The following is a 15,252-nucleotide window of genomic DNA, read 5'->3' as shown; positions in this document are numbered from 1 at the left end:
CTAAATAAACAGGCTAATTTCGTTCATTTAAACCTTCCTGTTTATTTAAGAATTCATCTCCCAAGAGTCTCCTGCTGCTGAGATATGCTTCTGGATAGAGGCAAGAAATTAAGTCCAAAACTGTAGCCCTGGTCCGCTTGTAGGGCTGGATTAATACTACACAATCAACGGCTGTAGACGAAGCATCTATTCGAGAAAGGCCACTCAGTAGAAAGGCCATTAACCGACCCATTGAATAGACAGCCTGAAAAAAACAGATGACTGAAACTTCCCGGTTTTTAGTCCTCGCTCTCGCCTAGCTCGACAAGCAAAAAACCGGGGATTCACGTCAATTTCAACTCGGGAGAAGACCTCTCAATGACCGCCATGAATCTAGAAATCCAGGAAGCCAACCTCACCCACCTGAAGCAGCCGGAGATCCACAGCCTGACTCAGGTGCAGCCCCACGGAGTGCTGCTGGTGCTGCAGGAATCGGACTTGACGGTGCTGCAAGTTAGCCGCAACACTCGTGATGCCTTTGGTCTGCCGCCAGAGGAGGTGCTGGGCAAAAGCTTAGATGATCTGCTTGATGCTTACCAAGTCGATCAGTTTCGAGCCGGGCTGGCCCAAGACAATCTAGATATCATTAACCCCACCAAGATCTGGGTGCGGCGGCGTGGCGATGACTACGGGGTTTACGATGCTATTTTCCACCGCAGTGGCGACGGCTTCCTGGTACTCGAACTAGAGCCTGCCCTGAGCCAAGAGAACATTCCCTTCCTCAGCTTTTACCACCTGGCTCGGGCCTCGATTGCCCAGTTAGAGGCCAGCCCCAACCTCAAAGCTTTCTGTCAAATCATCGTTCATGAAGTGCGTAAAGTGACCGGCTTTGACCGGGTCATGCTTTATAAGTTTGACGACGATGGCCACGGTGAAGTGCTGGCCGAAGAGCAGCTTGAAGATATGGAATCTTACCTAGGGCTGCACTTCCCAGAATCAGACGTGCCTCAGCCCGCCCGCAAAATGTTTGTCTCTAACTGGATTCGGCTCATCCCCGATGCCAAGGCAGAGCCCGTAACCCTATTTCCGGCGCAAAATCCGGTAACGGGCCAGCCTACCGACCTGATTCTGTCTATTTTGCGGCAGCCCTACCCCTGTCACACTGAGTACCTGGAGCACATGGGCGTAGGGGCCTCGCTGACCATCTCCCTGATGAAAGATCAAAAGCTGTGGGGCCTGATTGCCTGCCACCACAAGACGCCCAAACACGTCCCCTACGAACTGCGAAAAGCCTGTGAATTTTTGGGCCGAGTGATCTTTTCAGAAATCTCTACCCGTGAGGAAGAAGCCGACTTCAACTACCGCATGAAGGTGTCTCAGGTGCAAAGTAGCCTGATTGACCTGATGGCTCAAGAAGACTACTTCGTTGATGGGCTGACTCGCCACGAGCCAAATCTGCTGGAGTTAGTCAATGCCCAGGGGGCAGCCATTTGCTTTGGCGGTCGCTGGACTACGATCGGCCGCACGCCCCCTGAGGAGGAACTGAACTATCTGGTGCAGTGGCTAGCCAAGAGCCAGGAAGATGAGGCCTTTGCCACCCATGCCTTACCGCTGACCTATTCAGAAGCAGAGCGGTTTAAGGATGTCGCTAGCGGGCTGCTCGCCATCCCGATCTCCAAGCGCAGCTATGTGCTGTGGTTCCGGCCGGAAGTGATCCAGACAGTGAACTGGGGGGGTGATCCCCAGCATGCCTACACCGTGGAAGGGGAAGGCAGCAGCCTGCGCCTGTGTCCGCGCAAGTCTTTTCAGAGTTGGAAAGAGACGGTGCGACTGCAGTCTCTTCCCTGGAAGCCGGTCGAGGTCAAAGCTGCTCTAGAACTGCGTAAAGCCATTGTCAACATCGTGCTGCGACAGGCAGAAGAGCTGGCCTTACTAGCTCAGGATCTAGAGCGCTCCAACGCTGAGCTGAAGAAGTTTGCCTATGTTGCCTCCCATGACCTACAGGAGCCGCTAAACCAAGTAGCCAACTTCGTGCAGCTGCTGGAGATGCGCTATGACGATGAACTCGATGAAGACGGCAAAGAGTTTATTGGCTTTGCGGTGGAAGGGGTAAGCCTGATGCAGACCCTGATTGATGACGTGCTGGCCTACTCCAAAGTAGACCTGAAGGGCGTCGAGTGGGAGCTAACTGAAGTAGGCGCAGCGATGGATCAGGCGCTGAGCAATCTGCGAGGCCGCGTGGCTGAGACGGGGGCTGAGATTACCTCAGATCCCCTGCCTACGATCGTGGCCGACGGCACCCAACTGATGCAGCTTTTCCTCAACCTGATTGGCAACGCCATCAAATTCAGGCGGCTGGATCAGACCCCGCGCATCCACATTGGCGTGGTGCGGCAGGAAGATTCCTGGCTGTTCTCGGTGAAGGACAACGGGATTGGTATCGACCCGCAGTTTGCCGAGCGGATTTTTGTTATCTTCCAGCGGCTACACACTCGCGATGAGTACCCAGGCTCAGGAATGGGGCTGGCGATCTGCAAGAAGATTGTCGAGTGTCACCGGGGCCGCATTTGGGTCGAATCGGAGCCGAACAGCGGCGCTACGTTCTATTTCACGATTCCCGTTGAAGGACGCGATCGCAACCATGCCAACGGACGCCGAGCCCAAAATTATCTTTTTAGTCGAAGATAATCGAGCCGATATCCGGCTGATTCAGGAGGCCCTCAAGAGCACTGCTGCCCCGTGTAATGTGATGGTTGCGCGGGACGGCATGGAGGCGATGGCCTATCTCCGGCAGGATGGTTTTTTTGGGGCGGCGGGGCGACCCGACCTAATCCTGCTGGATCTGAATCTGCCCAAAAAAGATGGGCGGGAAGTGCTGGCCGAAATCAAGGCCGACCCGAACCTGAAGCACATCCCGATTATTGTATTAACGACCTCACGCAATGAGGAGGACATCTTCAAGAGCTACGACCTGCACGTCAACTGCTATATCTCGAAATCGCGAAATTTAGCTCAGCTATTCAAAATTGTTAGGGGGATTGAGGAATTTTGGTTGGAAACAGCCACCCTGCCATCGAGCGGACCCTAGCTAAACCCGTTCGTGTCCTGATCATTGAGGACAACCTGGCCGAAGCTCGCCTGCTGCAGGAAGTCCTTAAGGGGGCGGCCTATCGTCGATTCCACCTGGTTCATACCAAGCGACTGGGGGAAGCCATCGCCCAGCTCAAAGCCCAGCCAGCCGACCAACCTTTTGACGTAGCCCTGCTTGACCTCACCCTGCCCGATAGCACCGGGCTAGCTTCGCTAGATCTGCTGATTCAGCAAGCTCCCAGCCTGCCCATCGTCGTCTTGACTAACACCAACGATGAAGACTTGGCCGTAGAAGCGGTGCGCCACGGGGCGCAGGACTATCTGCTGAAGCGCCAGATGGACCAGGAACTGCTGGTGCGATCGCTGCGCTACGCCATCGAGCGCAAGCAGACCGCCGAAGCTCTGCGGGAAGCCAACGAGGTGCTGGAGCAGCGAGTGCAGGAGCGGACGGCTGAGCTAGAGTCGGCCAACGATTTGCTGCGGCAGGAGATCGATCAGCGTCAACGAATGCAGGAGCGGCTGACGCTGGCCCAGCAAGCCGGACAGATCGGTACCTTTGAGTGGCACATTCAGCACAACGAACTGACCTGGAGCACCGAGCTAGAGGCGCTTTACGGTTACTCATCACGTGGCTATGAGGGCCGCAACGACGACTGGTTTGAACGGGTACACGCAGAAGATCGCGATCGCCTGCGGCAGGAGCGAGCCCAGGCAGTGCAGGCGGGGCAGGGTCTCAACAGCGAGTTTCGCATCCTGCACTACAGCGGTGAAACCCGCTGGATTGCGATCAAAAGTAGCCTATTTCTCGATGCTCAGGGTCAGCCTCTGCGGATGATCGGTATCCACATGGACATCACCGAGAAAAAACGGCTGGAGGAGCAGTTTTTGCGGGCTCAGCGATTGGAAAGCCTGGGCACGCTGGCCAGCGGCATTGCCCACGACCTCAATAACATTCTCACCCCCATTATCCTGGTGGTGCAGCTGTTGCCGCTGAAGCTGCCCAACCTAGACGCATCGATCCAAAAGAAGCTGGAGATTTTGGAAACCAGCGCCCATCGGGGAGCTGACCTGGTGAAGCAGATCCTGGCCTTTGCCCGCGGGGTTGAGGGCAAGCGTTTTGTCCTGCAAATCAATCATCTGTTGCGGGAAATTCAAAAGCTGCTGCAGCAGACCCTGCCCAAATCTATTGAAATTCAAAGCGAAGTTCCGAGCGAACTGTGGCCAGTTTCAGGGGATGCAACTCACCTCCATCAGGTGTTTATGAACCTGTGCGTCAATGCCAGAGACGCTATGCCAGAGGGCGGCCGGCTAGAGATTACCGCAGAAAACTTTCTAATCGATGCCCAGTTTGCCCAGATGCATCTGAATGCCAAAGTTGGCCCCTATGTGCTAGTTACGATTTCAGATACAGGTATGGGCATTCCGTCCGCTATTCTGCACCGCATCTTTGATCCCTTCTTCACTACTAAAGAGGTGGGCAAGGGCACAGGGTTGGGCCTGTCTGCTGTTTTGGGCATTGTGGAGAGCCACGGCGGCTTTATCGATGTGGTTAGCACTGTAGACCAGGGCACCCAGTTCAAAATTTATCTGCCTGCTACTCCCTTGGCTCAGCCAGAACGGGAGGAAGCCCTGGAACTGCTGCTAGGTCAACAGGAGCTGGTGCTGGTGGTAGATGATGAGCCCGCCATTTGCGAAATTACCAAAACTACCTTAGAAACCTACAACTATCAGGTTCTAACGGCGACTGACGGGGTTGCTGCGATCGCACTTTTGGCCGAGCACAAAGACCGCATCTACGCTGTGCTGATGGATCTGATGATGCCCGCCATGGATGGGCTGATGGCCATTCCCCTGCTGCGACGGCTCAACCCCGACCTCTACATCGTGGCTATGAGCGGGCTGAACTCTAAAGAAGCTGTGGCTCAGGCCGAAAAATTGGGTTTTCAAGGCTTTCTGCCAAAGCCGTTTAATGCCCGAGAACTGCTGCTGACGTTGAGACGGCACCTGCCCCCCTGAAGATTAACAATCTGACTGGAGCGCCAAAGTTGATTCGCATCTCTAAACCAGGCACACTAAGCGCATCTCTCAGTAAGAAAGCCTATTTTCGTTGTCTACATGGCAAAAACAGGGTTGGGTCAGTTTTTTCGCCCGGCGGGTAGGCTGCCACTACGGACCCTGCTGATCGTGCCTTTTGTGTTGCAGGTGTCGCTGGCGGTCGGTTTGACTGGTCTGCTGTCGGTGCGCAACGGCCAGCGAGCCGTTAACACAGTGGCCAGCCAGCTGCGGCAGGAAGTGGTGAACCGGGTCGAACAAAAGCTGCAGGAGTATCTTAAAGACTCTTACCGGGTTAACCAGCTCAACCTTAATGCGATCGCTCTGGGTTACCTACAGCCCCAAGATCTAGAGGCTTTCTTTCGCCACTTTCAGACCCAATCTGGCCAATTTCCAACCGTTGAGTCGATCTTTTTTGGTCGTGCTGATGGCGAGTTTATTGGCTACGGCACTTTTAACCCAGACCATCCCCTGCGGATGCAGGCAGGCCCCTCCTTGGGAGGTAATATTCGCTTCCATGCAATAGATCCTGAAGGTCAAACTGCTGGGCTCGAACTTGAAACACCAGGATGGATAACGCAGACCCGTCCGTGGTACTTGGCAGCGGTTGAAGCTGGGCGGCCAGCCTGGGGCGATATCTTTACCTACCACGCCTTTCCAGTCATGGCGATTCCGATGGCGGTACCGGTGTACGATGCCGGGGACAATCTAGTTGGGGTGCTGGGCAATAACTTTTTTCTGGCCGAGATCAGCAGTTTTTTGAGAACTTTGAAGATCGGTCAAAACGGTCAAGTGTTTATCGTCGAGCCCTCCGGTTTGCTGGTAGCTAGCTCCACGTTAGATCAACCGTTTGAGATTGTAGAGGGCAAGCCGCAGCGGATCGAAGCAGCCCAGAGCGACGACCCTCTCGTCAGAAGTGCGGCTCAGTTCCTAGTCGATCGCTATGGCGGATTTGAGCCCATTCATGGGACAGTCCAGCTCGCCTTTTGGCACCAAGGCCAGCACCAGTTTCTGCAAGTGACCTCGTTTCACGATGAGTACGGCCTTGACTGGCTGATTGTCATGGTGGTGCCTGAGGCAGACTTCATGGCCGAAATTGAGGCCAATACGCGCACCACGCTTTTGCTGTGTCTGCTGGCGCTGATAGGTGCGATCGCATCCGGACTGCTCACTAGCCGCTGGATTTTGCGGCCCATTTCCCAGCTTAGTCAAGCCTCGACCGCCATTGCCCAGGGAGACCTAGATCAGAGCATTGCCCCCAATCGACTGCGGGAACTGACAGCGCTGGCCACTGCTTTTAACCTGATGGCCGATCGGCTAGAGACTTCCTTCTCAGAATTGCGCCAATCCAAGGCCGACTTGGAGCAGGTCAACCTGGAGCTGAAGGAACAGGCCGACTTATTTCGGCTAATTGCTGAGAACATGAGCGATCTGGTATGCCTGCACGATATCGATGGCCGCTATCGCTACGTCAGCCCCTCAGTACAGTGGCTGTTGGGGTTTCAGCCAGAGGATTTGGTCGGCAAAAATCCCTTTGATTTCTTTCATCCTCAAGATTGCGATCGCATCCGCACCGAAAACCACCAAATTGCCGCTACCGGTGTGCCCCGACCGATCACCTATCGCATGCGGCAGCGCAGCGGCCACTATATCTGGCTAGAAACCATCACCCGTCCCATTCTCGATTCGACCGGAGCCGCTACTCGCCTGCAGTCTGCCTCACGAGACGTGACCGAAAAACTCCGTATGCAGAAGCAGTTGGAGCACGATGCCCTGCACGATGGCCTCACGGGCCTGCCCAACCGCAACCTGATTATCGAGCGGCTAAACCTGGCCCTAGAGCGTTTCCAGCGGCATCCAACCCATCAGTTTGCCGTCCTTTTCCTCGATCTAGACCGCTTCAAGGTCGTTAACGATAGCCTAGGGCACCTGGCCGGAGATGAACTGCTGGTCGAAATTGCCTGTCGGCTCAAGGCGGTGCTGCGCTCGATGGATTTGGCTGCCCGCCTGGGGGGAGACGAATTTATTGTGCTGCTAGAAGACATCAGCGGCAGTGCCGACGCCATCCGTATCGCCGATCGCATCTTTGAGCAGATGCAGGCCCCGCTGGTGCTGGCTCACCAAGATGTGTTCGTCAACGCCAGCATCGGCATTGTGCTAGGCAGCGATCGCTACCACGAAGCCCAAGAAATTCTCCGCGATGCCGATACAGCCATGTACCGGGCCAAAGCCAAAGGCCGAGCAAGATACGAAATCTTTGACCCCGCTATGCACCTTCAAGCTCTAGAGCGGCTGCAGCTAGAAAATGACCTGCGCAAAGCCCTGCTAGAGTCTCCTCAAGAGCTGCTGCTTTACTACCAGCCCATCGTCGATCTGCAAACAAACAGGCTAAAAGGATTCGAGACGCTAATTCGGTGGCAGCATCCGCTGCGGGGTTTGCTGCCTCCCAACGAGTTCATTCCATTGGCCGAAGAAACCGGGTTTATTGTAGCGCTGGGTCAGTGGATCTTGCGGACAGCCTGCCAGCAGCTTAAAACTTGGCAGGCTCAGCTACCCCAGTCGCAGCCCTTGACCTTGAACGTCAATCTCTCAGCTCTGCAGCTTCACAGCCCTACCTTTCTCCACGAGGTTGATCAAATTTTGCGGGAAACAGGACTCCAGGAAGAAACCCTAGTCCTCGAAATCACCGAAAGCATGTTAGTCGAAAATATCAATGACACCATCTCCCTACTGCATCAACTGCGGGAACGAGGCATTAGCCTGAGCATCGACGACTTTGGCACCGGCTACTCCTCGCTCAGCTACCTGTACCGCTTTCCTGTTCGCAGCCTCAAAATCGACAAATCCTTCGTCAGCGGCATGACGAACAGCGCCACCAACCACAGAATCGTCGAAACCATCATCACTCTGGCTCACCAGCTCCAGTTTCAGGTGATTGCCGAAGGCATCGAAAGCCTCGACCAAGTAGAGCAGCTGAAACTGCTGCACTGCGAGTTTGGCCAAGGCTATTGGTTGGGCCGCCCCTGCCCAGCCGAGACAGCCCAGAAACTAATTGAGGAATGGAGCTGATAGTTTTAGGGAGGCTGAAACTATTGGGCTGACGACTTTGCCAATTCACGCGCAGCAGGCTTAACAGCGCAGAAATCGCTGGGAGGTTCAAACAAAATCACAAAAGTTCCCCCAGGAATAAGACGACGCAGGGTGCGGGCATGATCATCGGCATCATTGCGACGGCGAAAGCGAGCGACGGTGATGCGCTGCATATGAGGCAGCAGGCGAACAATGCACCAGGGATGAAGCCGGGAGTGATAAGTCATGAGATTGTCCAAATTTTGGATACACGAAGCGGTGTGCAACGTGCGCTGCGCTGCACAAAATGCGAGACTGAGTTAGAAAAATCTCAACCCGTTAAATTCTTGTGCCATCGTGACATGTCAGACTGGCGTATGTCAAGTCAGCATTGTTTGGTGGCGTAACCGTTCTAAATGTCGGAAAAACGCCTTCAGAATTCGCAAGCATCCCCTCTTAAACAATTGAGAGATCGTCTAGGGCTGACTCAAGAGGAACTATCCCGCCGATGTGGGATTCCGCTGCGTACTTATGTGCGCTGGGAAACCGGCGAAGCAACCCCGCGACCCACAATTCCTCAAATCAAGGCCCTGTGCCGCGAGCTGAAGATCCCGATTGAGGAGCTACCAGATGAGTTTGGCCCTCTCAAGGCGTAAACCCCCATGCCTGAGCAAAGCGCTGCGCCAGTATCTATCCTCAAACACCGCCGTGAAGAACTGGGACTGACCCAGCGGGATGTGGCTATTGCAGTTGATATTTCAGTCCAAACTGTGAGCAACTGGGAGACAGGGCGTTATAAAGAGGCGAAATTAACATTGCCACAGGTTAAGGCCCTCTGCCGACTCCTGCAGTGGTCAGTTGAAGATTTACCAGATGATTTAGGGCCAGTCTCATAGTGGACTAACGCCTCAACTCTTAACCTTTAACTGGGTACTCTTGCCTTGGCGTAAAACCAATTTTATACATGAGCCTCTGCACTACTCCGGGCTGTGATCAGTCAGTGGCAAAGTCGGGGTATACCCTTTGCTACACCTGCTGGAAAGCTAAACGACCTGTAGAAAAGGCCACCATAGACAAGCCAATTATAGAAAAGCCAGTTCTTCAAAAGACGGTCAAAGGCGAAACCAGCCTAGAAACTTCAGGGAACCTCTTATCTACAACCCGTTTGGGTGAGCACTTTGGCCTTTCTCGCCTCAAGGTCAACCCTATTCTGGCTGAGCTAGGATTGCTTGATAAAGCAGAGAAAGGATGGGTGGCTACCCCTCGTGGGCTTGCTCTTGGGGCTCAACAAAAAGACGGCCAGCGAGGCGGTACTCAATATGTTGTCTGGTCGCCGGAGGTACTAGATAACCGCATTTTCCTACAGGCCGTTAAGGTATTGGCTGAGGGCAATTCCTCTGCGGAAGCACCAGAAAAGACATCTAACTTTCGCGAGAAGTTTCAAGAGGGTGCTAAGTACCGCACTAATGACGGGCACTGGGTTCGCTCCAAAGCTGAAGTTTTAATTGACAACTGGCTCTACTTTGCTGGGCTCGCTCACGCCTATGAGCGAAAGCTGCCTGTCGAAGCTGAGAAAGACGCATACTGTGATTTCTATATCCCCCAAGGCCGTATCTACATTGAATACTGGGGCTATGAGAATGAAGCTAAGTATCTTGCCCGCAAGGAAGAAAAAAGAGCGCTCTACAAAGCCAACGAGCTACGCCTAATTGAATTGACTGACCAGCACATTCAAAATTTGGATGATCACCTACCCACGCTGCTACGAAAATTTGGTATTTGCAATATTGATTAGCGCAATTGTGATGCATAGCTCAAGCTACAGTCAGAAGCGCCCCAAGTGCAAAGACTAGCAGGACTATCCTGGGCTACTCACCTGGTTCAAAAGCTCATCTCGGTAAGGCTGTAAAGCCGAATCCAGTTCTGGCAGATAGATTGCCTCTGGAAAAACCGTGTCAAAGAATTTCACCATCGGCACATTTTCAATCCGAGGCAGATAGTCGCTCGGCTGCGGCCCGTCGATATGGCGGCTGATGATGCCAAACCCCAATCGCTGACTGCGAGGTTGCCACGAAGGGGCATTTTGCTTTAGCCACACCTCTAGGCTGGGCGACTGGTTCATCGTGGTTTCCAGCTCGTTAAGAATGTCTTCTGGCGGCAGAACTTCGTCTAGCTGGGGCAAGTCTTCGGGCTGGGCGACCCAAGCCTGAGCCAGCAGATCGCGCCGCTCGGCGGGAGTGAACCAGGCTTGCAGGGCCAACTGCTCAGGCGATCCGGGGGGGAGGCTTTCCAGGTCAACCGGCTGGTTTTGGGCCAGAGCTAACAGGGCAAGGCTGGCAGCACTGCCGCCGATCTGCCAGTCTTCGTTGGCCTGGGCTAGGTCGCCCTGCCACCAGCGAGTGCCACCGCGAACTTGGTGCAGGTAGCCCTTGAGGGCACCGGCAGGCGCGTCTGCAATGAGGTCAGTGGTAATTGTTTCTACCCGATCTAGAACAGGGCCAGCCAGAGCAGCAAATTGCCCTACCTGCCAAACTGAGCTGCTGATCAGCATTGGGTTGCGGACAATTTCCAAAGCCATCGCTTCTACTGCCTGATCGGTGTTGCCCGCCAGTAGACGGCTGAACCCCAAGCCAAAGAACACACCTGGTTTAGCGGGAATCAGACGGCTAGACTCGGCAAAGGCAGCCGTGGCTTCCTGGGGCTGGTTTTCGCCAATTAACAGCCAGCCCAAGTTAGAGTGACCAAACTCCAGGTAGGGAGCCACAGCATTCGCCCGCTGAAACCACTCAATGCCAGCCCGTCTCAGAGCCTGGCTCTGGCCAGGATCAGGGCTTTGGTAGCTGAGGTTGCCCAGGTTCCAGCCCAGCTGGTGAGCGTAATAGGGTTCCCAGGGAGCGAGGGTGTGGGCTTGCTCTAGCCGCCGCACAAAGCTATCGAGGTCGCCCCGCTGCAAAGCAACAAAGCCATCGCTAGAGAGACTCCAAGCCCGGTGGATGGGCACCAGCCAAAGGGTCATAGCCAAGGTTGTACCCAGCCCCAAGCCCACCAGCCAGCGGTTAATCCGCCCAGGAGAAGCGGCCTGAGTAGAGAGCTGGGGCTGCCAGGTGCGGGCCAGCACAGCCAGATAAATCAGCATGGCCCCAGCAATGCAGAGATTGTCAACTTGGTAGTCAGTGAGGCTGAGAATACCGTAGGCCAATAAACCCCCTAGCAAGCTCCAGACCAGCACTGGCGGTAGGGTCTGGTCAGTCGCCGGAGATCGCCGTACCCAACGGAAAGTCTGGAAGCTCAGCACGCCGACTAAAGCAATGGGCACCAAAATGCCCCAGATACCCAACTCTCCCCAAAGCTGGGCTGGAGTGCTGTGGAGCTGGTATTGCAACTCCGCTTCTCGACCGGCCCAGTAAGGCCGATACTGCTGATATACCAGAGGCGCACTGCCCAACCCCTGGCCTGTCAATGGCCTGTCAATGCCCATATTCCAGCCAACGGCATTGGTAATCAGCCGATAGACCAGTTCGCCACCGCCCACGTCGCCCCGCAGCAGCGCCCGGATAACTCCGCTGAGACGATCGTTGGTTGCGATCGCAATCAACATGCCTCCCAACCCAACTGCGCCGATTGACCAGAGCACTCGTCGAGGTAAGGGGCTGAGCAGAAGTGCGATCGCAAAGCCCCCTACCGCCAGCCCCATCAGGGCCAGCCAGCCGCCGCGAGAGCTGGTGGTATAGAGGTTCACCAGCCCTAGCCCAGTGCCCGCCAACCAGAGCCACCGCTGCCAGCCCTTGCTGACCCAGGCCAAAGCGGCCAGTAGCGGCAGCACCAGCACCAGGTATCCGGCGACATAGTTTTGGTGGCCGATGGGCTGCCAGTTGCGTAGGCTGGTGAACTGAAAGCTGAAGGCTAAATCGACACCATATTGACGCAGTGTATTGAGCCGGGCCAACTCCGGCAGATAAATTTGGCTGATCCAAAGCCCCAGACTCAGCGCGATAAAAGCCAGGGCCAGTCCGCCCTGAAACTGGAGCAGGCTCAGCAGTCGCCGGGGAGAATTGAGCCAACCGTTAAGCGCATAGAGAGCAGCTAGCCCACCCAGAGCCACCCAGGTGTACCAGCGGGCCTGCTGAGGAAAGTCAGCAGCTAAGGTCGAGACGATCAGCCCAACCACCATCAGAGCCGCCACCCAGTCCAACCCGCTACCCAGCGCCAGCTGCCGCAAAGGCTTAAAGCCGACCTGCCACAGCAGCCACAGTATCGGCAGCGCCAAACTGACCTGCCAGAGAAAGGCCCAGGGCCAAGACACCATCAGGGTATTGCTGCCCGGCAGCAACGTAAACAGCGCGTAAAAGCCTGCGGTGAGGAGGCCGAGCAGGGTGCCATCGGCAGAAGTGCGGTCTAGTTTAGGAGACGGTGTGGCAGAGTGCATGGGTCAGGTTGGTGGAGGGCGGAGGGCAGGGAAGGCTTAGGATCAGTGTTGTGCCGAAAAGTTAGGGAGACAGAAATTCGGGGAGTGGGGTGAGTTGAAAGGCGTTGTGAGTTGGGTGGGGCAGGTTCAGAGTGCGGGTTCTAAACTGTTCGATGTGTTGATCTAGAGCGGCAAATTCTCGTGGCCAGTCAGGCCAGAGGTCTAGCTTTTCGATGAAGGTGTAGGTCAGTAAGTCGAGGGGTTGCAGCATTTGTTCTAGCTGATTAGCAGAGCGGTTGCGGTAGGCAAAGGCTAGCGACCCTCGGTAGCGAGCCGGTGGTGGCCCAACCAAAGCGGTTAGCCAATCGCGCAAGCGGCGGTTTTGCCGCAGGTTCTGCTCGATTAGCTGGGCCTCGTCAGGGTCTAGGTTGGCCTGCTGCAGGTAGGATCCTAAGTATTTATCGGGCTCTAGCCAGGCTGCTAATAGCGGCAGGCCAAGATCGGGATCGCCGCTGGCAAGTGCTGCCTCTACCTGCTCCAATGCTCCATCAAAATCGCTTTCGGCCATTAAAACTGCCTGCACCAGAGGCCGCAGTCGGCTCAAATCGACATCCGCGATGGAGTCTCCCAACCACCACCTAAGCAGCACCCACTGGCTATAGGTGCTGTTGTAGTGCGGCGACTGGGGCGGCAGTGCTAGCAGGGCAGCGTATTCCAGGAGGGTGCTCTGCACAACTGCTGGGTACAGGCCCTCTAGGTCCGGCTCGGCCCACAGGGGATAGGTTAAAAAGGCGGGCCGCACTAGCGCTTCCAGGGTAAAGGCGGCCACCGCCCGGTCGAGCTGACCTTGGGCTGCGTAAATTTGGCCCAGCAGGCAGTAGGTGAAGTTGCGATTACGGGGCAGTAGCTGAGCGCTGCGGCTGGCGAATTGCTCGGCAACCGCCAGATCTTGGCTCTGGTAGAGAACGGCCAGGTTTTGGTTAAACCAAACATCGTAGGGAGCCGCCTGAACAGCCTGCTGGCTAAAGGTCAACAGGCTATCTTGAAAAGCGGACTGGCTGATCGAAGGCCCCATTATTGCCACTAGATCCAGCAGCCGTTCGCTGGCCAGGGCGCTGAAAGTGGGGTCCCAAGGGGCTAGCTGGCTGGCTTTAAGCCAGCGGTTCTCAGCCTGGGTGAACTGAGTTTGGATCATGGCCTCGGTGCCGCTCTGGCCAAAGGCCAGGGCCAGATCAAAGGGCAGCCAGGTATAGATCATCAGACCCAAAATGCCTAAAACGCTTAAGCTAGCGATGCGCCGCTGCCGTTGGGGCAGCTCTGGAGGCGAGGGCAGCGCTCTCTGGGCCAGGGACAGCAGCAGCAGCAGATTTAGCGTTAGGGTGCTGGCGATCGCAATATTTTCTAGCTGGTAGTCAGTGAGGCTGGCAACGCCATAGGCCAAAAAGCTGCCGCCAATCCCGTAAAGCAGAATGCGCTCATACCCTGCCATCTGCGGCAGCCGGTACAGTCGCCACCAGAGCCGCCCTACAACCACCCACCAGGCAATGTACAGGGCCAGCCCCAGCAGCCCCAGCTCTCCGGCTAGCTGCATGGGCGTGTTGTGGAGCTGCTGAATGTGATCGAGCCCTTCGCCCGTTTCAATCGGCCGATACAGGTTCGATACCCGACCCATAACGCCCGGCCCCACACCCAGAAAAGGCCGATCTCGCAGAATGTTCAGGCCCAGCCGCAGCATAAAAGCCCGATCTAGTGTGGGGCCATCTGCGATCGCAACTGCCGTCCCAGCCTGTCCCAACCGCAGCCCTGCAAACCAACTCTGCACGCGAGGGTTAGTCAGTAGCCCAGCCAGCAGCAGCAGCAGCAGGCTGCCCCCTACGGCCAGTCGTCGCCAGCGATCTCGACCCGTCGCGGTGACCGTGGCCCAGCCCAGCGTTACCACTGCCCAGATCAAACAGCCCCCAGCAGCCCCCCGAGAACCGCTGACGTAAAGGGCTACTCCAGTTAGAACCGTTGCCCCCACCCCCAGTCCTCGCCACCGACCCCTTTCTGCCAGGGCAAAGGCCCCCACCAGCGGCAGTACCAGGGCCAGATAGCCGCCAACAAAGTTGTGATGACCCAGTGGCTGCGGGTTTCGCAGGGCAGTCGCAAAGTTACCTGCGGCCCACATAGCCGGGTCAGGCCGCCACAGACTGAGACTTATAGCGGCGGTTCCAGCAGCCACGATCACCAGACCTAGCCAAATCTTCTGCCGGGTTAACACCGCCTGGTTCAGCGCTTGTCGCCCTAGGTAAAGCAGCAGGCCATAGCCCAAAACCAGGGTCAAATTCCACAGCGCCACAGGCCGAAATTCAGAAGCCAGGCCCGATAGCACCACGCTCCCTAAGGTGGCCGCTAGAACTGCGTCTAAGCCATAGCCCAGCGGCTGAAATGCCTGCTTAAACCGCCGCAGCCAGCCAATCAGCAGCAGCCCAGCCAGCCAAAAGCCTGCCTGCCAGATGACAATCCAGGGCCATTCCACCATGCGGTAGTAGCTCGAAGGCAGCCAGGTAAAGAGCACCAGCACAGCCACCACAAGGCCGCCCAATCCCCACAGGAGACTGGGCCAAGCGCTGAGCTTAAAGGAGAATTGGGAGACAGAAATGGGCATGGACCTCTTG

Annotated in this window: 10 protein-coding genes; 7 read left to right on the top strand and 3 right to left on the bottom strand. The window is 56.0% G+C overall.

Annotated features, from left to right (window positions below):
• Positions 1–357: 357 nt before the first annotated feature.
• The 4 genes from H6G13_RS24855 to H6G13_RS24840 all read left to right on the top strand — a co-directional run bounded on the left by H6G13_RS24855 (position 358) and on the right by H6G13_RS24840 (position 8,190).
• Positions 358–2,667 (top strand): ATP-binding protein, encoded by a 2,310-nt coding sequence (locus H6G13_RS24855; protein ID WP_190487938.1) that lies wholly within the window; start codon positions 358–360, stop codon positions 2,665–2,667.
• Positions 2,621–3,067, top strand: a complete 447-nt coding sequence (locus H6G13_RS24850; RefSeq protein WP_190487936.1) for a response regulator — start codon at positions 2,621–2,623, stop codon at positions 3,065–3,067. The genes H6G13_RS24855 and H6G13_RS24850 overlap by 47 nt, the downstream gene beginning before the upstream one ends.
• Positions 3,028–5,085, top strand: a complete 2,058-nt coding sequence (locus H6G13_RS24845) for a response regulator (RefSeq protein ID WP_190487934.1) — start codon at positions 3,028–3,030, stop codon at positions 5,083–5,085. The genes H6G13_RS24850 and H6G13_RS24845 overlap by 40 nt, the downstream gene beginning before the upstream one ends.
• A gap of 99 nt (positions 5,086–5,184) precedes the next feature.
• Complete coding sequence (locus H6G13_RS24840; protein ID WP_190487932.1) at positions 5,185–8,190, top strand: EAL domain-containing protein; 3,006 nt, start codon at positions 5,185–5,187, stop codon at positions 8,188–8,190.
• A 20-nt stretch (positions 8,191–8,210) separates the two neighbouring features.
• On the opposite strand, the gene H6G13_RS24835 is transcribed toward H6G13_RS24840, so the two are convergent.
• Positions 8,211–8,438 carry a hypothetical protein gene (locus H6G13_RS24835; RefSeq protein ID WP_190487930.1) on the bottom strand — a complete coding sequence of 76 codons (228 nt, stop codon included), beginning with the start codon at positions 8,436–8,438 and terminating at the stop codon, positions 8,211–8,213.
• A gap of 216 nt (positions 8,439–8,654) precedes the next feature.
• Here H6G13_RS24835 and H6G13_RS24830 point away from each other — a divergent pair, with 216 nt between their 5' ends.
• The 3 genes from H6G13_RS24830 (at position 8,655) to H6G13_RS24820 (ending at position 9,985) form a co-directional block, all read left to right on the top strand.
• Positions 8,655–8,846, top strand: a complete 192-nt coding sequence (locus H6G13_RS24830) for a helix-turn-helix transcriptional regulator (protein WP_242028506.1) — start codon at positions 8,655–8,657, stop codon at positions 8,844–8,846.
• 6 nt (positions 8,847–8,852) lie between these two features.
• The gene (locus H6G13_RS24825) at positions 8,853–9,086 is read left to right on the top strand and encodes a helix-turn-helix transcriptional regulator (protein WP_190487925.1); all 234 of its coding nucleotides are present in this window, start codon (positions 8,853–8,855) and stop codon (positions 9,084–9,086) included.
• Between the two features lie 68 nt (positions 9,087–9,154).
• Positions 9,155–9,985: a hypothetical protein gene (locus H6G13_RS24820; RefSeq protein WP_190487923.1), complete on the top strand. Its 831-nt coding sequence runs from the start codon at positions 9,155–9,157 to the stop codon at positions 9,983–9,985.
• Between the two features lie 63 nt (positions 9,986–10,048).
• Here the strand turns inward: H6G13_RS24820 and H6G13_RS24815 are convergent, their stop codons facing one another.
• Positions 10,049–12,616 (bottom strand): O-antigen ligase family protein, encoded by a 2,568-nt coding sequence (locus H6G13_RS24815; RefSeq protein ID WP_190487921.1) that lies wholly within the window; start codon positions 12,614–12,616, stop codon positions 10,049–10,051.
• A 61-nt stretch (positions 12,617–12,677) separates the two neighbouring features.
• A complete protein-coding gene (locus H6G13_RS24810; protein ID WP_190487919.1) occupies positions 12,678–15,242 on the bottom strand; it encodes an O-antigen ligase family protein in 2,565 nt (854 codons plus the stop codon).
• Positions 15,243–15,252 lie beyond the last annotated feature (10 nt).

Origin of the sequence: Pseudanabaena sp. FACHB-2040 (genome assembly GCF_014696715.1) — a bacterium.
GTDB lineage: Bacteria > Cyanobacteriota > Cyanobacteriia > Phormidesmidales > Phormidesmidaceae > JACVSF01.
This window is presented reverse-complemented; position numbering and strand designations above follow the sequence as displayed.

Coding starts and splice junctions, on each gene's coding strand:
- H6G13_RS24855 (WP_190487938.1), top strand. CDS start 358: ATGACCGCCATGAATCTAGAAATCCAGGAAGCCAACCTCACCCACCTG.
- H6G13_RS24850 (WP_190487936.1), top strand. CDS start 2,621: ATGCCAACGGACGCCGAGCCCAAAATTATCTTTTTAGTCGAAGATAAT.
- H6G13_RS24840 (WP_190487932.1), top strand. CDS start 5,185: ATGGCAAAAACAGGGTTGGGTCAGTTTTTTCGCCCGGCGGGTAGGCTG.
- H6G13_RS24835 (WP_190487930.1), bottom strand. CDS start 8,438: ATGACTTATCACTCCCGGCTTCATCCCTGGTGCATTGTTCGCCTGCTG.
- H6G13_RS24825 (WP_190487925.1), top strand. CDS start 8,853: ATGCCTGAGCAAAGCGCTGCGCCAGTATCTATCCTCAAACACCGCCGT.
- H6G13_RS24820 (WP_190487923.1), top strand. CDS start 9,155: ATGAGCCTCTGCACTACTCCGGGCTGTGATCAGTCAGTGGCAAAGTCG.
- H6G13_RS24815 (WP_190487921.1), bottom strand. CDS start 12,616: ATGCACTCTGCCACACCGTCTCCTAAACTAGACCGCACTTCTGCCGAT.
- H6G13_RS24810 (WP_190487919.1), bottom strand. CDS start 15,242: ATGCCCATTTCTGTCTCCCAATTCTCCTTTAAGCTCAGCGCTTGGCCC.